Genomic DNA, 18,625 nt, shown 5'->3' with positions numbered 1-18,625 from the left:
GCGCCGGGGGAGGGTCCGGCGGCCTTGCAAGGGCCGCGCCGCGCCCGCCCAGCCGGTTAGGGCCTTGGCCGGCGCGGGTCCAGTCGCATTCGCGCGACCGGGACGGCTTTGACCGGACGCACGAAAAAGGGGCCGGACGTTGCCGCCCGACCCCCATCTTTTGTCCCGGAACTCCGCCTCAGAAGTTGAGACGAACCCCGAACTTGCCCGTCCACGAATACTCTTCGTACTGCAGCAGGCGATCCCGGCCCGGCCCGCGCTGGAAGGCGGTGTAGGTGGCGTCGTTGGCGTTAACCAGTTCCCCGAACAGCTGGACGTTCGGTGTCACACGGTATTTGGCGCTGAGGTCGACCTGGAAATGCGACTTCACGTAACGGTCGCTGTCGGCGTCGCCGCCCAGTTCGTCCAGATAGCCCGAGCGATACGCCCCGGCGGCGCGCAGGCTGACCGGGCCCTTTTCATAGCCGAGCACGGCGTTGAACGTATGCTCCGACGAGGTCGGCAGCGGCACGGTACGGCCGAGCACTTCACCCTCGGCATCGGTGTAGGTGTAGTTCAGATTGACCAGCAGGCCGTCGAACGGACCCGGCAGGAAAGTCAGGGCCTGGCCGTAGCTGAGCTCGACGCCGAAGACCGTCGCCTCCTCGCCGTTCACCGGGATCACCGCCTCGTCATAGGCGATGCCGTTGAACACGCCGTCCTCGAACTCGGCGGCGACGATGTAGTCCTCGATCGACTTGTAGAACAGGCCGCCCTGGATCACGGCCTCGGGGGCCAGATAATATTCCAGCGTGGCGTCGAAATTCCACGCCTTGTAGGGGTCGAGGTCCGGATTACCGAACTCGCCCGAGCGCTCGCCGTCCTCGTTCTCCTCAATGAGGAAGCGCGGGGCCTGCTGGCCGAAGCTGGGCCGGACGACCGAGCGGAAGGCTCCGAAGCGGGCGATCAGATCCGGTGCCGCCGTGTAGCGGATGTTCAGGCTGGGCAGGGCGTCGGTATAGCTGCGGTCGTACTGGACCGGGGTGATGAACAGGCTGTCCTCGTCCAGAACCACGCCGTCCCGGGTCGCCCCCTCCTCGACGAGGTCGAGCCGGCTGCCGTTCAGTTCAGTCTCGGTGTGCTCGACCCGGACGCCGCCGATGACACGCAGGGTTCCGGTCTCGAACCGGGCCTGGGCGTAGCCGGCGTAGATGTCCTCGTCGGCGGTGTAGCTTTCGGCATTGCTGGCGAAGTCGCTGTCGAGGTCGTTGCGCTCGAACAGGGCCCGGTTGGTGGCGAAGAAGTCGCGGATCTGGGTCAGGCCCGGGAGCGGATCGATCACGGCCAGACCGTAGGTCTGGCTGCCGGGAACGTCGGCGAGGGTGAAGTCGCCGTCATAGCCGTCGTAGATGTCGAAGACGAAGCTCAGACGCTTCTCGCGCTGGCGCGCCTTGGCCCCGAACTTGAGCTCGACGCTGTTGCTGCCGACGAACATGTCATAGGCGGCGTCGAACTTGGCCGAGAACTCGCGGTCCCGCGCGTCCTCGTCGGTGGTCCGCTCGAGCGCGTCGAACTCGTAGTCGGAGGCGCGCAGTAGGTTGGCCTCGCCAAAGTTCACCAGATAGCCGGGCCGGCGCAGGTCCGAATAGTCGATCGTCACGCCCAGTTCGCCCGCCTCCTCGAAGTCACGGCGGAAGACGACAGGGTCGATGGAGCCGTCCTCGGTCTGATCCGCCTCGGAGTACGCCACGTCATAGTTGAAGCGCCAGGCGCCCATGTCGGTCCGCCCCCCGGCCGAGACCGTGCGCACCGACTGGACCTCGCGGCGGTCCTTCAGGTCGCGCTCCACCCGAATCCGGCCGTCGGCGGAGTCGAAGGTCGCGCTGTCGGCGGTCGTCGATGTCGGCTCGTCGAAGCCGAAGCTCAGCCGGGTGCGCAGCTCGGTGTCATCGAACTTGGAATAGAGACCGCGCAGATACAGCTGGGTCGCGTCGTTCGGCCGGTAGTCGAGGGTCAGGGTCGCGCCATAACGTTCGCGCGTGACGTCATAGTCGCGGTATTCGAGATCCTCGGCATAGACATTGCCCCCGTCCTCTTCCCAGCCGTCCATCTCGACGTTGTCGGTGGCGAACTCGCGATTGTAGTAGCTCGCGCCGCCGGCGATGCCGAACCGGTCGCTGAACTTGTGAACAAAGTCGAAGCTGCCCTTGGGCGAGGTCTTCTCGTTCTGGTCGTTGTAGGAGCCCTCGATCGAGGCGGTGTAGAGATTGCGGCGGCGGTCAAGCGAGCTGGTCGTCGCGATGTCGATCGAGCCGCCGATGGTGTCGCCGTCCATGTCGGGCGTCAGCGACTTCTTGATCTCGATGGATTCGATCAGCTCGGACGGGATCACATCCAGCGCCACGGCCCGCTCGTCACCGCCGGTGGCCAGCACGCGGTTGCCGTTGATCGAGGCCGAGTTGAGGTTCGGGTCGAGACCCCGGACCGAGACAAAGCGGCCCTCGCCCTGGTCGTTCAGGACGTTGATCCCCGGGGCGCGGCGCAGGGCCTCGGCCACGTTCTGGTCGGGAAACTGGCCGATGGCGTCACGGGTCAGGACGGTCTGGACGGTGTCGGCGTTGCGCTGGCGCGTGATGGCGCTGAGGAAGTTGGCGCGCTGGCCGATGACCAGGACATCATCGACGTCGCCCGTCATGGAGGCCAGGGGCGAGAGCACGAAATCGACGGCCACATCGCCCGTTGCGGGAACCACCACCTCGCGTGTCTCCTCGCGGGCGCCGGCGAAGCGGACCCGCAGCGTATAGGTGCCGGCCGGGACGTCACCGAACCGGTACCGGCCGTCCGCGCCGACCGTCGCCCGCAGGCCCAGCTGCACGATGGTCACATCGGCTCCCTGCAGGGTTCTGGTTCCCGAGCTGTCCGACACTGTGCCTGTAACGGGTCCGGCAACCGCGGCCGGTGCCGAGACGGCCAGAAGCAACGGAACCAGAGCGGCCCCGAGGATAAGAGACTTTTTCATGCTTGTGCCCCCAGCACTCGCCACGGGTTGACCGGTGGCGGAGATCATGTTTCTGCGGCTGACCAGATAGTTTGCGCAACCGGGGTGCGGCCAGTGATGTTTAGACGACCAAACCATTACGCATTCTTGACAATGCTTGGGCTGACCGTGCTGACCGCAGCCTGTGCCACGGTCGAGAACCGGGGACCGCAGGGCGTGCTGGCCCCCGGTGATCCCGCCCGGCCCGTGATGGCGGCCGTCGAAACCCTGGTCACCACGGATCCCGAGGTCGACGCCGACGATCCGGCGCTGTGGGCCGATCCCGCCGATCCGGCCCGCGCCGTGATGTTCGGCACCGACAAGTCCGACGGCCTCTATGTCCACAATCTGGACGGCACGGTCCGCCAGTTCCTGCCGTCGGGCCCGGTCAACAATGTCGATCTGCGCACGGGCTTCCCCACGCCGCAGGGCGAACGGGTGCTGGTGGCCGCCAGCAACGACGCGCCGGGGGCCAATGGGGTCAATCTGTACCTGTTCGATCCGGCGACCCTGACCACCACCGACTATGGCTTTCTGTCCACCGCCTACGAGCCCTATGGCTTCTGCCTCGGCCGGCGCGGCGACGACGTCTTCATGGTCGTGACCACCAAGGCCGGCACCGTGCACCAGATGCCCGTCTCTGCCGGCCCGACCGGCCCGGTCATCGGCGAGGCCCGGGTCCTGACCCTGGGCAGCCAGCTGGAAGGCTGTGTGGTCCATGACACGGCCGACACCCTGTATGTCGGCGAGGAGGATGTCGGTGTCTGGCGCTTTGATTTCGACCCGGCCGGCCCCACGACAGCCACGGCGATCGCCGGTGTTGACCGGATCCGGATCCGCGCCGACGTCGAGGGCCTGACCATCATGCGCGATCGCGGGGTCGAGTATCTGATCGTGTCCAGCCAGGGCGACAGCACCTATCCGGTGTACCGGATCGCCGGCGACGACCACATCTATCTGGGTCGCTTCGCCATCGTCGACGGTCCGGTGATCGATGCCGTCACCCAGACCGACGGGCTGGACGCCTTCTCCGGCCCCATCGGTCCCTTTCCGCAAGGGGTCGTCGCCTTCCACGACCATGAGGACGTCCCCAACCCCGGCCAGCAGAACTACAAGCTTGTCGACTGGCGCGACATCCGGGCGGCGCTCGGTCTGTGACGGACCTCTGATGTCGCCTCAGTCCGGCCGGGCCGGGCCCGCCCCCGATCCCTCGCTGGTCCTGACCCTGTCCTGCCCCGATGCGTCGGGGCTGGTGGCGGCGGTCTCGGGCTTTCTGGCGGACCAGGGCTGCAATATTTCCGACGCCCAGCAGTTCGGCGATCCCGAGAGCGGCCGCTTCTTCATGCGGGTGGTGCTGCAGGGACCCGAGCCGGAGGCCCTGCGCGAGGCCTTCGCGCCCCTCGCACAGCGCCACGCCATGGACTGGACGCTACGGGGGCCCGAGCCGCGCCGGGTCATGATCCTGACCTCGCGCTTCGACCACTGTCTGGCCGACCTGCTGTACCGCTGGCGCATCGACGAACTGCCGATGACGATCACCGGCATCGTGTCCAACCATGAGCGCAGCCGGATCGGCCATGTCGATCTGGGCGACCTGCCCTTCCACCACATGCCCGTCGACCCCGCCCGCAAGGCGGAGCAGGAGGCCCGGCTGCTGGCCCTGATCGAGGAGACGGGCACCGAGCTGGTGGTCCTGGCCCGCTACATGCAGATCCTGTCCGACGACCTGGCCGGCCAGCTGGAGGGGCGCTGCATCAACATCCACCACTCCTTCCTGCCGGGCTTCAAGGGCGCGCGGCCCTATCATCAGGCCCATGCCCGGGGCGTGAAGGTGATCGGGGCCACCGCCCACTATGTCACCGCCGACCTCGACGAGGGCCCGATCATCGAACAGGACGTCGAGCGGATCAGCCACCGCGACACGCCCGAGGATCTGGTCCGCAAGGGCCGCGACATCGAACGCCGGGTCCTGGCCCGGGCCGTGCGCAAACACCTCGAGGACCGCGTCCTGCTGGCCGGGGCCCGGACGGTGGTGTTCGAGGGCTAGGCTTTCGCGCGCCGGCCTGAAGCCAGTCCAAGACCGAGGCCCAAAGGGATGATCCAGTAGATCATGCCGGGAGCCCAGGGTGCCGCGCGCAGCACGGGCGTCAGCGCCAGAAGGCCGGACAGGACGCCGGCCACGGCTGCCAGGGTCCATGTCCGGCTCCATTGCGAGGCGGATCGCACCCGGTCCGGCGCGATCGAGGCCCTTGCCTGACGGAACAGCAGGGCGAACAGGGCGGACAGAATGGCAAATCCGATCCCGTAGACGAGATAGGTCCATCCCAGCTGGTCAAGGCTCCGGATGAGCCCGGCGCCGGGCAGCAAGCCGCCCGAGAGGAAATGGGTCGCCGTTTCCGTCAGGAGGCGCAGCGGAAAGACGAAGATCAGCACCATGAAGACGATGGCGAGGCTCAGCCATGTCGCCTGCGCATTCCGCTGCGGCTCCAGTGCCGACCAGGTCCGATGCGCCATCCAGAACAGCACGATCAGGGCGAACCCCGCGAGAAAGGCCGGAACCCTCATCAGGGCCCGCATCAGGTCATCAAACGAGGCCATCGGCTGCCCCCCGGCGATGATCAGCAGGGAGACTGCGAAGGCAAAGGCGGAGTCCACGAAGGCGTCCAGCCGTTTCCCTTCGCTCGGTCGAAATGATCGCTCCATGGGGCCCTCCCGTAACGGAGGTTGGCGCGCGCGGCGGCGCCTGGCAAGTTCAGGCCCGAAACGAAAAAGACCCGGTCTCGCGACCGGGTCTTTTCGTTCGACTGGAGCGGGCGAAGAGATTCGAACTCTCGACCCCAACCTTGGCAAGGTTGTGCTCTACCACTGAGCTACGCCCGCACTCCGTAACGGGGCCCGGCTGGGCGATCCGTCTCGTCGAGAGCGGGGCCTATAGCGGGAAGCATCGGTGCCTCGCAAGCCCCCCGATGCAGAAAACGCAGGAACCGCGCTCAAGCAGCGAGCGACCGCGTCGCGAGCGGTAGCGCCCCTTAACGCGGAGCCATGCGAATTGCCCCGTCCAGCCGGATGCATTCGCCGTTGATATAGACGTTGCGGGCCAGCTCCAGCACCAGACTGGCATAGTCGGCCGGGGTGCCGAGGCGGCTGGGGAAGGGGATCTGGGCGGCGAGGGCGTCCTGGATCTTCTGGTCCATGCCGGCCATCATCGGGGTCCACATGATCCCGGGCAGGATGGTGTTCACCCGGATGCCCTCCTGGGCCAGATCACGGGCGATCGGCAGCGTCATGGCATAGACCCCGCCCTTGGAGGCCGAATAGGCCGCCTGGCCCACCTGACCGTCCTGAGCGGCCACAGAGGCGGTGTTGACGATGGCCCCGCGCTCGCCGTCTTCCAGCTTCTCCAGCGTCACCATTCCGGCCGCCGACTGGCTGAGCACCCGGAAGGTGCCGAAAAGATTGACCCGCACGGTCCGTTCGAACTGGGCCATGTCGTGGGCCTTGATCTCGCCCGTGTCCTTCTTGCGCGACACGGTCTTCATGCCGGTGGCGATGCCGGCGCAGTTGACCAGCAGCCGCTCCTGGCCATGGGCTGCGCGGGCCTTCGCGAAGGCTGCGGCGACGGAGGCGTCGTCGGTGACGTCCACGGCGCAGAAGATGCCGCCGATCTCAGCTGCAATCGCCTCGCCCTTTTCAGCGTTGAGATCGAACAGGGCGACCCTCGCCCCCGTGGCCGCGATCGCCCGCGCCGTCCCCTCACCGAGCCCGGAGGCTCCGCCCGTCACCACCGCCGCGATCGACCCGTCGAGTTTCATGGTATTCGTCCCTATATTGCGATCTGAACCTCTGATCGCCGCGGGGATTTAGCCGCCATGACCGCCAAAGCCAAACCGATCGACCCCGCCGAGGCCATCGACCCCGCAAAGGCGCTGGTGCCCTCGGTGCAGCGGGTCAATGAGGTGCGGGTCCGTCAGGGATTCTGGCCCAAGATCGGCCGGGTCGCGGCCCGCATCCCCTTCGCTGACCAGGTGGTGGCGGTCTATTACGCCGCGCGTGACCCGGAAACGCCGATGGCGGCCAAGGGCATCATGCTGGGGGCGCTGGCCTATTTCGTCATGCCGATCGACGCCATTCCCGATGTGCTGGCCGGCATCGGCTTCACCGACGACGCGGCTGTCATCACCGCCGTGATCGCCACCCTCGGGGCCAATATCCGCAAACGCCACCGCGAGCTAGCCGAGAAGGCGCTGGACCGGCTCAAGGGTCAGTAGGTCCGGGGGCCTGTCCGGGACTGGGGCCCGACAGGCGTGTGCGACCGCAGCCAGCCGACGATGGAGAACCGGTCGCGCGGCGCGAAAGAGGCCACCTGGGTCACGGCGTGGCGGGTCGGCACCACGAACAGGTTCAGGGCGTTGAAGGCCGGGACCCAGCCGTGCTCGATATGGCCGTCCTCGCCATGGAACAGCAGATTGCCGCCCCAGTCGGCCCGCCACTCCCGGCTGAAGTTCAGCACATAGCCATACAGCCGGTTCTTGCCGGCGGAGACGTCGTTGTGCGCGGTCAGAACATGGCCGGGCCGGTAGCGCGAGGCCTGGGCGTCGGCCAGATCGATCCGGTCGTCGCCCGTCACGGCCCGGGCGAAGGCGAGGAACTCGAGACTGTTCAGAAAGGCCGGCACGGCGTCGGCGGCATCGCCCCGCGTCTCGTCCAGATCCGCCGCCGCCGACAGCCGCCGCGTGTCGAAGATGTACTGGGTCAGGGGGCTGGAACCGTCGACGGCGGCCTCGTCCAGCCAGGCCTGTTTGGCCGGATCCTCGGCCACCCGGCCGTTCAGCGGCAGCTCCAGAAAGGCCCCACCCGCCGCCACCGTGGTCTTCCAGCGCGTTTCCGCCTCCAGCGCCGCGGCGACGGCCTCGGCGCTCTCGGGGGCGAGCACACCGGGCACGTGCAGCCGCTGGCCGCCCGCCGCAAAGGCATGGGCCAGGGCCGCGACATCCAGATCGGGGGATAGCCGGATCACGACTCGACGGTCACCACCACCTTGCCCATGACGGTCCGATCGGACAGGGCCTGAATGGCCTCATGGGCGCGCTCCAGCGGGAAGGTCTGGCTGACCCGGGGTTTGATCTTGCCCTCGGCCCACAAGGCCATCAGGTCGGCCATATTGGCCCGGTGGCCTTCGGGATCCCGGGCCGCCCCGGCTCCCCAGAAGACTCCGATCACTGACACCGATTTCAGCAGGGTCAGGTTCAACGGGAAAGACGGGATTCCCGCGGGGAAGCCGACCACCAGATAGCGGCCGTTCCAGTCCATCGAGCGCAGCGCCGGCTCGGCATAGTCGCCGCCGACCCCGTCATAGACGACATCCGGACCGTCCTTGCCGCAGGCGAGGCGGAATTCGCCCGACAGCTCCTTCTGGGCGGCCTTGTCCATGGCCCCCGACGGATAGATCAGCCCGTTGTCGGCCCCGAGGTCGAGCGCGAACTGGACCTTGTCATTGGTCGAGGCGGCGGCGGTGACCTGGGCCCCCATGGCCTTGCCCAGTTCCACGGCCGCGGCCCCCACGCCCCCGGCCGCACCCAGCACCAGCAGCCGCTCTCCGGCTTTCAGCCCGGCCCGGTCCTTGAGCGCGTAGTAGGAGGTGCCATAGGTCATCACCAGGGCTGCGGCCTCCTCGAAGGCCATGGCGTCGGGCATCTTGATCAGGGTTTCGGCCCGGACCGCGATGCGTTCGACCATCCCGCCCCAGCCGGTCATGGCGATGACGCGGTCGCCCTTGAACACGCCCTTGACGCCCTCGCCGACCGCCTCGACCACGCCGGCGATCTCGCCGCCCGGCGAGAAGGGCCGCTCGGGCTTGAACTGGTATTTGTCTTCAATGATCAGGGTGTCGGGGAAGTTGACCCCCACGGCCTTGACCTCGATCACCACCTCGCCGGCCTTCGGCGTCGGATCCAGAACCTCCTCCACCACCAGGGACGAGGGACCGCCAACGGTCTTCGAAAGCACTGCACGCATTCTCTGGGTCTCGCTTCGCTCGGGGGGTCTATCGCGCATTCGCGCTGCTTGAGGCCGCCCTGTCAGGTGGGTGGAGGGAGCGCGCCCTGCTCCGGCTGGACTGTGGCGCGCGGTTCGGATGGACGCTAATCAGGCGCCGGCCCGAATGAAAGAGGCCGAACGATTTCAGGAGACGCCATGCCCGCCCCCGCCCTTATCCTGCACGGCGGTGCCGGCGCGCGTCGCGGCCGCGACTACAGCCGCGAGATCGACCATATGCGCGAAGTGGTCGAGGCCATGCGCGACCGGCTGATGGCGGGGGCGTTGGCGCTGGATGTGGCGGTCGAGACCACGGTGCGGCTGGAGGATTCGGGGCTCTACGTCGCCGGGCGCGGGGCCTCGCCCAATCTGGCCGGGGACTATGAGCTGGACGCCAGTCTGATGGACGGGGCGACCCGGCGGGCCGGGGCCGTGGCGGCCTTCCAGGGCTATCGCAACCCGATCCGCGCCGCCCGGGCGGTGATGGACCAGACCCCCCACGTGCTGCTGGCCGGGGCCGGCGCGGCGCGGTTCGCGGGTGAACAGGGGCTGGCGCCGATCGAGGATCCGCAGGCCTGGTTCACGCGCGCAGGACAGGGCGAGGACAATCATCCTCCGGGACAGGGCCCGGCCCTCGCCCATGGCACGGTCGGCTGCTGCGTGCTGGACCGGGAGGGCCGGCTGGCGGCGGCGACCTCGACCGGGGGCGTGTTCGGCAAGCTGCCCGGCCGGGTGGGGGACACGCCTCTGCCGGGATCGGGCGTCTGGGCTACGGATCGCGTCGCGGTCTCCTGCACCGGACAGGGCGAATATTTCATCCGCACGGCGGCGGCAGCCCAGATCGACTGGCGGGTCGAGGCGGGGGCCTCGATCGCCGAGGCCGGCGCGGCGGTGATCGCCGGAATCGGTGAGCTAGGCGGCGACGGCGGCCTGATCGCGCTGGACGCGGCCGGACACCGCGCCGACCCCTTCAACAGCCAGGGCATGAAGCGCGCCTGGCTGACCCCCGACGGCGAGATCGGTGTCGAGGTGTTCGGGCGGTAGAAGGCGGTGGTTGGTGGCGAGTGGTTGGTGGCTGGTGATTGTGGTTTGGCCGTCCTGCCCCGGTTGCCGTCAGCCGCGAGAAATCACTGATCACTCGCACCAGCCACCAACCACCGCCCACATTACACCGCTGTAACTTACAGCGCCTCCCCGCCCTGATACGGTGCCCGAAACCATCCGGAGCCCGAGCCCATGAAATCGCGTCTGTTGTCGGCGGTCGCCGCCCTCGCCCTGCTCTCCGGGGCCCCGGTTCTCGCCCAGACCCCGTCCACGCCGGCCACGGCTGTCGCCGTACCTCCGCTGGGCTTTGCCAAACGCACCCTGGCGAACGGGCTCGAGGTCTATACCGCCCGCGACACCTCGACCTCGAATGTGACGGTCCAGGTCTGGTACCGGGTCGGCTCGGTCGACGATCCCGAGGGCCGGTCGGGCTTTGCCCACCTGTTCGAACACCTGATGTTCAAGGCCACCAAGGACTTTCCGGACGAGACCTTCGACCGGCTGACCGAGGATGTGGGCGGCAACAACAACGCCTTCACCTCCGACGACGTCACCGCCTATTTCCAGACCATCCCCGCCAACCACCTCGAGCGGCTGATCTTCGCCGAGGCCAGCCGCCTGTCCTCGCTGGTGGTCAATGAGGCCGTGTTCGAGAGCGAGCGCGACGTCGTCAAGGAGGAGTACCGCCAGGGCGTCCTGGCCCAGCCCTACGGCCGGCTGTTCAGCCTGTTCGTGCCGGCGACCATCTATCAGGACAGCCCCTATCGCCGCTCGACCATCGGCTCGATCGAGGATCTGGACGCCGCGACCATCGAGGACGTGCGCCGCTTCCACGCCACCTACTACCGGCCGGACAACGCCTTCCTGATCGTCTCGGGCAATTTCGAGCCGGCCCAGCTGGACGGCTGGATCGACCGCTATTTCGCGCCGATCGCCAACCCGGACCGGCCCCTGCCGGACAGCACCGTCGCCGAGCCCGAGCCGACCGGGCCGCGCGAGGTCACCTTCCACGCCCCGAACGTCCCCCTTCCGGCGGTGGTCCTCGCCTGGCCGACCGTGGCCTATGACCATCCCGACCGCATCCCGCTGACCGTGCTGGACGGCATCCTGTCGACCGGCGAAAGCTCCCGGATGTACCGGTCGCTGGTCTATGAACAGCAGATCGCCGCCCAGGCCGCCTCACGACCCGACTTCGCCCGCAAGGCCGGCAACCTGTCCGCCTACGCCATCATGGCCGGCGGCGAGACGCCTGAGACCGGGATCGCCGCCATCGCGGCCGAGATCGCCCGTTTCCGCGACACGCCGGTCACCGAGGCCGAGCTGGCCGAGGCCCGGAACGAGCTGGTGGCCAACGCCCTGCGCAGCCGCGAGACCATCGAGGACCGCGCCAATGTGCTGGGCTTCGCCCTGATCAACACGGGCGATGCCGCTGTCGCCGACCGCGAGCTGGCCGCGCTCCAGGCCGTGACCGCCGCAGACATCCAGCGTGTCGCCAACCGCTATCTGACGCCGCAGCGCGCGGTAACCATCCGCTATCTGAACGCCGACGACGCCAATCCCGTCTCGCAGCAGGCGACGGGGGTGACCGCGCCGGTCACTGTCGCCGATCTGGCCCCGGTCGGGCGGATCTTTGAACTGTTGCCTGAAGGCCAGCGCGCGGCCCTGCCGGACACCACCGACCCGGTCTCGCCCGCGACCCCGGCGGTGGCGGACTTTACCCTCGACAATGGCCTGCGCGTGCTGGTGGTCGAGAAGACCGGCCTGCCGCTCGTGTCGGCGCGGCTGAATTTTGACGCCGGCTCGGCCGACGAGCCCGCCGGCAAGGCCGGTCTGGCGGCCATGACCGCCGCCCTCCTGACCCAGGGCACGGCCACCCGGAGCGCCCCGCAGATCGCCACCGAGATCGAGCAGTTGGGGGCCAATCTGGGCGCCGGGGCCGGGCCCGACTTCTCCAACGTCTACGCCAATGCCCCGGCCAACGTCTTCCCGCAGGCCGTGGCCCTGATGGCCGATCTGGTGCGCAACCCCGCCTTCGCCGCCGAGGAGCTGGAGCGCCAGCGCGACCAGACCCTCGACAGCCTGCGCGTCAGCCTCGCCACCCCCGGCCCGGTCGCAGCGCAGGCCGCGGCCCGGGTCATCTATGGTGACGCCGCCTATGGAGCACCCGGCAGCGGCACCCTGACCACCCTGCCGGCCCTGACGCGCGAGGACGTCGCCGGCTTCCACCAGCGCCTCTACCGTCCTTCGGACGCCACTCTGGTGTTCTCGGGTGCGATCACGGAAGCGGAGGCCCGGACCCTGGCGCAATCGGCCTTCGGCGACTGGCGCGCTGCCGGGTCCGCAACGGACACCGCGTCGACCCCTGCCGGCAGCCCCCTGCCACCGCGCGTGGTCGTCATCGACCAGCCGGGAGCCGGTCAGGCCGCCGTCACCGTGGCCCTGCGCGGCGTCTCACGCACCGACGCCGACTACTTCCCCCTGACGCTGGGCAACACCCTGCTGGGCGGCAGCTTCACCTCGCGCCTCAATCAGGAGATCCGCATCAAGCGCGGCCTCAGCTACGGCACCCGCTCGTCGCTGGGCGTCCGCCGCGAGGACGGCCTGTTCACCGCCAGCGCCCAGACCCGCAATGACGCGGCCGTCGAGGTCGCCGACCTGATCCTGGCCGAAATCGCCCGCCTGTCCACGACCCGGCCCACCGACCAGGAGCTGACCACCCGTCAGGCCATCCTGACCGGGGCCTTCGGCAGCCAGCTGGAGACCGTCGACGGCCTCGGCGGCCTTGTCGCCGGCCTCGCCCTCTATGACCTGCCGATGAGCGAACTGTCGGCCTATGTCGGCAAGGTCGAGGCGATCGACGGGGCAGCGGTGCAGTCGGCCTTCGCCGAACACCTGCCGGTCGACCGGGCCAGCCTGGTCATCGTCGGCGACGCCTCCACCTTCATCGAGGCGCTCCGGGCGAAATATCCGCAGGTCGAGGTCATCCCGCTGACGGCCCTGAACCTCGACAGCGCCGCCCTGCAGTGATCGACGGGGCCCGCCGGTCAGTCCAGCCGGCGGGCTTCCTCGGGCAGCATGATCGGCACGCCGTCCCGGATCGGATAGGCCAGTTTCGCCCCCTTCGATACCAGCTCGCCGGCCGAGCGGTCATAGTCCAGCCGCCCCCGGGTGACCGGGCAGACCAGCACTTCCAGCAGGCGCGGGTCGACGGAGGAGGGCGTGTTGAAGGTGTCGGACATGGTTCCGTTTCCCTTGGGTCGCGCTCAAGCAGCGAACGACCGCGTCGTGAGCGTTAGCGCCCCACCTACTGCATCGGCGTGGGCGAGTCGCCATCGCCCGGTTCGGCCGCGTCGATCCGCATCAGGGCGGTCAGGACGGCGATACGGTCGCTCAGGGTCATGGCCTCCAGCAGGGCCTGTTTCTCGGCCCCCTCGAACGGCAGGGCCATGGACAGGCTGTTGATCAGGGCCTCCTGCGGCGCGGCCTCGGCGGTCTCCCAGTCGATTTCCAGCTGGCGGCGTTCCAGATAGGCCTTGAGAGCGCCGAGGAAGGTCTCGCGATCGAACCCCTCACCGCCTGTGGGGGCCACCAGATCGGCCTCAAAGGGGGCAAAGGTGGCCCGCACCTGACGATACGGCGTCTGGGTCGGCAGCTCGGACGCGACCCGGAACCGGGCGACCCCGGTCAGGGTCACCAGATAACGGCCATCCGAGGTCTCGGCGAAGCTGGTGATCCGTCCGGCGCAGCCCACGGCCGACAGGCTGGGCAGGCGCCGCGGCCCCCCGACCGGCTGGATCATGCCCAGGATCCGCTCGCCGGCCATGGCGTCATCGATCATGTTCAGATAGCGCGGCTCGAAGATGTTCAGCGGCAGCTGGCCCCGCGGCAGCAGGATGGACCCCGGCAGGGGAAACACCGGAATGACCTGCGGCAGGTCGACGGCCTTCACATAGCCCTGGGCCATCGGTCCGTCTCCTAGGCGAACAGGATCGAGGACAGTCGGCGACGGCCGTCCTTCGCAATATCCGACGACAGGCCGGCGGCTTCGAACACGACCAGCAGCTGTTTGCGCGCAGCCTGGTCGTTCCACTCGCGGTCGGCCTGAACGATGTCCAGCAGGCTGGTCACGGCCCCCTGAAGGTCACCCGAGGCCGCCTGGACCAGCGACAGGTCGTAACGCGCCTGATGATCGGCAGGGTCGGCCCGGACCCGGGCCTCCAGCGCAGCAGCCTCGCCGGTCGGGGCGGCCGAAGCCAGGGCGAGCTGGGCGCGCAGGCTGATCACGGCCGCGTTCTTCGAGTCCGCGGGGGCCATGGCGATGGTCTGACGCGCCTGTTCGACGTCACCCCCGGCCAGATAGACCCGGGCCATGCCCGCGATGGCGGTCTCGTTCTCGGGCTCCATGGTCAGGACGTGGGCAAAGGCCTGGGCGGCCCCACCGAGGTCGTCGAGCCCGAGCAATTCCTCGCCGAGGGCCAGTAGCTGTTCGACATCGGTATTGACCGCCGGACCCCCGGACAGTTTTTCGATGAAGGCCTTGATCTGGCTCTCGGGCACCGCGCCCTGGAAGCCGTCCACGGGCTGGCCGTCGACGAAGGCGTAGACGGTGGGGATCGACTGGACCCGCAGTTGGCCCGCATAGGCCGGGTTCTTGTCGACATCGATCTTGACCAGCTTGACCGCGCCACCCGCGGCCCGGACCTGTTTCTCCAGCGCGGGCGTCAGGGTCCGGCACGGACCGCACCAGGTGGCCCAGAAGTCGACGATGACCGGCTGGATCCTCGACTGGGCGATGACGTCGGCCATGAAGCCCGCATCGGACCCGTCCTTGATCAGGTCATCGGTGCCGTTTGCGGGGCTGTTGGGTTCGACGAGGCTCATGGACGGTCTCTGCTATGGACGGGAGTAACGCGACAGGTCCCAGATGGTCGCGGCGAGGCCAAGACTCAAGCCGTCGCGAAGTCGATCACGACGGGGTCGCAGCGGATTTCGGCGAGAAACTGCCGGAAGCCCATCTGTCTCAGCGCCGTGGTCGCCGTGTTGGTCAGGGGGTGGAAGTTGACGATGTCGGCCTCCCACAGCCGGCGATCCAGAACGAACCGAACCCGACGCTCCACGTCGTTGATCAGTCCCAGCGCCGTGACCGAGCCTGGCCGGACCCCGAGCGTTTCCCACATCAGGGTCTCATTGCCGAACGACAGCCGGTCCGACCCGATGACTTTCGGGGCGGCCTTGAGGTCGATCACCGTGTCCTGCCGCGCCGAAATCAGCCAGAGCTGCGCCTTCTTGTCCTTCAGGAACAGGTTCTTGGTGTGGGCCCCGGGCAGGGACGCCTTCAGTTCCAGCCCCTCCTCGACGCGGAACACAGCCGGATGATCCACGGTCGTCTGGTCGATCCCCCGCCCGGCCATCCAGGCCAGCAGGCTGTCGCGATCATGCAGTGGTTGAGCGGTCATGTCCGGCCGGGCTAGGAATGGGACTGTTGATTACCCGAAGGATGCGCCGCCTTGGAACTGGAATGCTATCCCATGTCGGCCCGGCCGCCGGACATGGTGCCGGGACGCCAGTCGCGGAACTGGATGGACGCCTTCGTCAGCCGCCACCCCTACCGCTGCCTGCCCCTGACCATGGCCAATACGACAGGGTGGGAGATCCTGTGCCCCTTCACCTTCACGGCCGAGTGGAACGGCGGGCCGCAGCAGTCCGACATCACCATCAAGCCTGAGCGGCCCCAGCCCGAGCTGGACCATTTCGTCACCTCGCACTTCTCGCGCGGCGTCCTGACCATGCATCCGCAGTATCTGTTCCGCACGCCGCCGGGCTGGGGGATGATCTGCTCGGGCTCGCCCAACCATGTGAAAGACGGGATCCAGCCCCTGGTCGGGCTGATCGAAACCGACTGGCTGCCCTTCCCCTTCACGATGAACTGGATCTTCACCCGGCCGGGACGGGTGAAGTTCGAGCGGGGCGAACCCTTCTGCTTCATCAACCTGGTCGAGCACCGGAAGCTGGAACAGGTCCAGCCCGTGATCCGGACGCTGGAGTCCAACCCGGTCATGAAGGGCCAGTTCGAGGCCTGGAACCGCCAGCGCACCGACTTCAACCAGCGGCTGGCGAGCGGCGATCCCGACGCCGCCAAGGAGGCGTGGCAGCGGTTCTATTTCAAGGGTGAGATCCCCGAGGCGCTGGGCACCGCACCGGACACCCACGCCAACAAGCGCCGCCTGAGGACCCCCCGGGTCGGCTGATCTTGTCTCCTCCCCGTCCCGCAGGGATGGGGAGGTGGGAGTGAGCTCTTGCGAGCTGACGGAGGGGTTCTGACCGCACGCACGAAGAACCCCCCCGTCTCCTCCGCTTCGCTCCGGATCCACCTCCCCATCGCTTCGCGACAGGAGGAGACGATCACCCGGCCAGAATCGCCTCCAGCCCCTCGCGCCAGGTCGGGTAGGCCGGCCGCCAGCCCAGTTCGGCCTTGGCGCGGGCATTCGAGATCCGCTTGGAGTCCAGATAGAAGCGCCGCATGGCCTCGGAGACGGATGGATCGGTCCAGTTGACCTCCGGGGGGACAGGCAGGCCAATCCGCGCCGCCGCCCCGGCCATGACCACGTCGGCGGGTGAGGGTTCGTCGTCCGTCAGGTTGTAGATGCCGCCGGGCCGGGGTCGGTCGATCGAGGCGAACAGCCCCGACACGGCATCCTCGACATGGACGCGGTTGAAGATCTGGCCGGGCTTCCTGACAATCCGCGCCGAGCCGTCGCGCAGCCGATCCACCACCGACCGGCCGGGGCCGTAGATGCCCGGCAGGCGGAAGACCTGCACCGTCAGGCCCATGCCGAGGCCCGCATCACGCCAGTCCGCCTCGGCCCGGACGCGGCGCGCCCCCTCCAGGCTGGAAGCGTTCAGCGCGTCGTCCTCGAACACCCAGCCGCCGTCGCGGTCGCCATAGACTGCCGTCGAGGAGACATAGCCGATCCAGTCGGGAAAGGCCCCGGAAGCGGTCAGGGCCGGCAGCAGGGCCCGGGCCCCCGGACAGCCCGTCGCCTCGGGCGGGGCGGTGACCAGCACGGCGCTCGCCTGCGCCACGGCCTCCATCAGCGCCTGCGGGTCGGACGGATCGACCGGGTCGATCCCTGTGGCCTGCAGATCCGCTCTCCGGGCCGGGTCGCGTGAGGTGGCGGCCACCCGCCAGCCCCCGGCCAGCGCCCGTCGCGCCGTCGCCTGCCCCAGATAGCCGGCCCCGAAGACCAGCAGCCCTCGACTGGCCATGGGGACGGTCAGAGCGCGCGCGCCGCCGCGCGAACCGGGGCCGGCGCAGGCGCGGGAACGGCCTCGGGCGCCCGCAGCGCCTCCGCCCGCCGGTCGTTCCAGGCCGAGACACACGGGATCTTGGTCCGGTCGGCCCGGTCGGCATAGCGGCGGGCGATGTCGGTCACGTCCGCCATCAGCCCCTCCGCCAGGGTGATGGGTTTCAGCCCCAGATCGCGGAACTGGTCATTGGCCACGACCAGCTCGTTCTCGTCGGCCTCCTGGCGCGGATTGGCGACATTGTGGATCTCGGCCCCGGTCATGGCCGCGACCATGGCGGCCAGGTCCCGCACGCGGCGGCTCTCGGTCATCTGGTTCAGGATCTTGACCCGGTCGCCGGCCTTCGGCGGGTTCTTCAGCGCCAGCTCGACGCAGCGGACCGTGTCCTGGATGTGGATGAAGGCCCGGGTCTGACCGCCCGTGCCATGCACCGTCAGGGGATAGCCGAGCGCCCCCTGCATCAGGAACCGGTTCAGCACGGTGCCATAGTCCCCGTCATAGTCGAACCGGTTGATCAGCCGCTCGTCCCGGCGCGTCTGCTCGGTCTGGGCCCCCCAGACGATGCCCTGGTGCAGGTCAGTGATGCGCACCCCGTCGTTCCTGGCGTAGAACTGGAACAGCAGGGCGTCCTGGGTCTTGGTCATGTGATAGATGCTGCCCGGGTTCGGCGGGAACAGGATCTCCTGCTCGACCGGGCCGAAGTCGGTTTCGACCGTGACCTTCAGATAGCCCTCTGGGATGCGCAGCCCCGCGGTGGTGTATCCGTAGACGCCCATCGTCCCCAGATGGGCCAGGTGGACGTCCAGGCCACTTTCGACGATGGCCGCCAGCAGATGGTTGGTGGCGTTGATGTTGTTGTCGACGGTGTAGAGCTTGTGCCGCGCCGACTTCATCGAATAGGGGGCCGCCCTCTGCTCGGCGAAATGGACGACGCTGTCAGGCCGGACCTCGCGGATCAGGGCCACCAGCCGGTCGAACTCCTTGCCCACCGTCAGATTGACGAAACCGATGTCGCGGCCGGACACCTCTTTCCACGCCGCGATCCGCTCGCCCATCGACCGGATCGGCGTCAGGGACTGGACCTCCAGCTCATTGTCGATGTTCCGACGGCTGAGGTTGTCGACGATCGTGACGTCCCAGCCGCGCGCCGACAAATGCAGCGCCGTGGGCCAGCCGCAGAAGCCGTCGCCGCCCAGAACCAGAACCTTCATTGTCTTTTTTCTCCGT

At 68.4% G+C, this 18,625-nt stretch carries 17 protein-coding genes and 1 tRNA gene; 6 read left to right on the top strand and 12 right to left on the bottom strand.

The features are described from left to right. Positions 1-178: 178 nt before the first annotated feature. A complete protein-coding gene (locus SJY26_RS05005; RefSeq protein ID WP_396595048.1) occupies positions 179-2,998 on the bottom strand; it encodes a TonB-dependent receptor in 2,820 nt (939 codons plus the stop codon). Positions 2,999-3,130: 132 nt separating this feature from the next. On the opposite strand from SJY26_RS05005, the gene SJY26_RS05000 reads away from it, so the two are divergent. Together SJY26_RS05000 and purU are read left to right on the top strand one after the other, a co-directional pair. Beyond that, positions 3,131-4,174, top strand: coding sequence for a phytase (locus tag SJY26_RS05000; RefSeq protein WP_396595047.1), 1,044 nt, complete (start codon positions 3,131-3,133; stop codon positions 4,172-4,174). Between the two features lie 55 nt (positions 4,175-4,229). Then, positions 4,230-5,063: a formyltetrahydrofolate deformylase gene (gene purU / locus SJY26_RS04995; protein WP_396595705.1), complete on the top strand. Its 834-nt coding sequence runs from the start codon at positions 4,230-4,232 to the stop codon at positions 5,061-5,063. Here purU and SJY26_RS04990 read toward each other — a convergent pair. From SJY26_RS04990 to SJY26_RS04980, 3 genes are all read right to left on the bottom strand, one after another. Continuing rightward, complete coding sequence (locus tag SJY26_RS04990) at positions 5,060-5,719, bottom strand: TMEM175 family protein (RefSeq protein ID WP_396595046.1); 660 nt, start codon at positions 5,717-5,719, stop codon at positions 5,060-5,062. The genes purU and SJY26_RS04990 overlap by 4 nt on opposite strands. Before the next feature lie 102 nt (positions 5,720-5,821). Then, positions 5,822-5,896: transfer RNA gene (locus SJY26_RS04985), tRNA-Gly, on the bottom strand. A gap of 149 nt (positions 5,897-6,045) precedes the next feature. Beyond that, positions 6,046-6,828 (bottom strand): SDR family NAD(P)-dependent oxidoreductase, encoded by a 783-nt coding sequence (locus tag SJY26_RS04980; RefSeq protein WP_396595045.1) that lies wholly within the window; start codon positions 6,826-6,828, stop codon positions 6,046-6,048. A 57-nt stretch (positions 6,829-6,885) separates the two neighbouring features. On the opposite strand from SJY26_RS04980, the gene SJY26_RS04975 reads away from it, so the two are divergent. Continuing rightward, on the top strand, positions 6,886-7,284 hold the full coding sequence (locus SJY26_RS04975) for a YkvA family protein (RefSeq protein ID WP_396595044.1): 399 nt from the start codon (positions 6,886-6,888) through the stop codon (positions 7,282-7,284). On the opposite strand, the gene SJY26_RS04970 is transcribed toward SJY26_RS04975, so the two are convergent. Together SJY26_RS04970 and SJY26_RS04965 are read right to left on the bottom strand one after the other, a co-directional pair. Beyond that, on the bottom strand, positions 7,278-8,033 hold the full coding sequence (locus SJY26_RS04970; RefSeq protein WP_396595043.1) for a 2OG-Fe(II) oxygenase: 756 nt from the start codon (positions 8,031-8,033) through the stop codon (positions 7,278-7,280). The two genes, SJY26_RS04975 and SJY26_RS04970, sit on opposite strands and share 7 nt — an antisense overlap. Further along, complete coding sequence (locus tag SJY26_RS04965) at positions 8,030-9,031, bottom strand: NADPH:quinone oxidoreductase family protein (protein ID WP_396595042.1); 1,002 nt, start codon at positions 9,029-9,031, stop codon at positions 8,030-8,032. Before SJY26_RS04965 ends, SJY26_RS04970 begins: the two co-directional genes overlap by 4 nt. Positions 9,032-9,208: 177 nt before the next feature. Here SJY26_RS04965 and SJY26_RS04960 point away from each other — a divergent pair, with 177 nt between their 5' ends. Beyond that, complete coding sequence (locus tag SJY26_RS04960; protein WP_396595041.1) at positions 9,209-10,093, top strand: isoaspartyl peptidase/L-asparaginase family protein; 885 nt, start codon at positions 9,209-9,211, stop codon at positions 10,091-10,093. A gap of 192 nt (positions 10,094-10,285) precedes the next feature. Beyond that, the gene (locus tag SJY26_RS04955; RefSeq protein WP_396595040.1) at positions 10,286-13,120 is read left to right on the top strand and encodes a M16 family metallopeptidase; all 2,835 of its coding nucleotides are present in this window, start codon (positions 10,286-10,288) and stop codon (positions 13,118-13,120) included. A 17-nt stretch (positions 13,121-13,137) separates the two neighbouring features. Here the strand turns inward: SJY26_RS04955 and SJY26_RS04950 are convergent, their stop codons facing one another. The 4 genes from SJY26_RS04950 to SJY26_RS04935 all read right to left on the bottom strand — a co-directional run bounded on the left by SJY26_RS04950 (position 13,138) and on the right by SJY26_RS04935 (position 15,549). Beyond that, positions 13,138-13,332, bottom strand: coding sequence for a Trm112 family protein (locus SJY26_RS04950; protein WP_396595039.1), 195 nt, complete (start codon positions 13,330-13,332; stop codon positions 13,138-13,140). Positions 13,333-13,397: 65 nt separating this feature from the next. Further along, positions 13,398-14,057: an LON peptidase substrate-binding domain-containing protein gene (locus SJY26_RS04945; RefSeq protein ID WP_396595038.1), complete on the bottom strand. Its 660-nt coding sequence runs from the start codon at positions 14,055-14,057 to the stop codon at positions 13,398-13,400. An 11-nt stretch (positions 14,058-14,068) separates the two neighbouring features. Further along, positions 14,069-14,974: a tetratricopeptide repeat protein gene (locus tag SJY26_RS04940; RefSeq protein WP_396595037.1), complete on the bottom strand. Its 906-nt coding sequence runs from the start codon at positions 14,972-14,974 to the stop codon at positions 14,069-14,071. A 65-nt stretch (positions 14,975-15,039) separates the two neighbouring features. Next, positions 15,040-15,549 (bottom strand): prolyl-tRNA synthetase associated domain-containing protein, encoded by a 510-nt coding sequence (locus SJY26_RS04935; RefSeq protein WP_396595036.1) that lies wholly within the window; start codon positions 15,547-15,549, stop codon positions 15,040-15,042. 51 nt (positions 15,550-15,600) lie between these two features. Between SJY26_RS04935 and SJY26_RS04930 the strand changes: the two genes are divergently transcribed. Then, positions 15,601-16,341: a DUF6065 family protein gene (locus tag SJY26_RS04930; RefSeq protein ID WP_396595035.1), complete on the top strand. Its 741-nt coding sequence runs from the start codon at positions 15,601-15,603 to the stop codon at positions 16,339-16,341. 154 nt (positions 16,342-16,495) lie between these two features. Here the strand turns inward: SJY26_RS04930 and SJY26_RS04925 are convergent, their stop codons facing one another. Together SJY26_RS04925 and SJY26_RS04920 are read right to left on the bottom strand one after the other, a co-directional pair. Continuing rightward, positions 16,496-17,359 (bottom strand): SDR family oxidoreductase, encoded by an 864-nt coding sequence (locus SJY26_RS04925; RefSeq protein WP_396595034.1) that lies wholly within the window; start codon positions 17,357-17,359, stop codon positions 16,496-16,498. Between the two features lie 8 nt (positions 17,360-17,367). Then, complete coding sequence (locus SJY26_RS04920) at positions 17,368-18,609, bottom strand: NAD-dependent epimerase/dehydratase family protein (RefSeq protein WP_396595033.1); 1,242 nt, start codon at positions 18,607-18,609, stop codon at positions 17,368-17,370. Positions 18,610-18,625: the final 16 nt, after the last annotated feature.

This window comes from Brevundimonas sp. R86498, assembly GCF_044598075.1.
Lineage (GTDB): Bacteria > Pseudomonadota > Alphaproteobacteria > Caulobacterales > Caulobacteraceae > Brevundimonas.
This window is presented reverse-complemented; position numbering and strand designations above follow the sequence as displayed.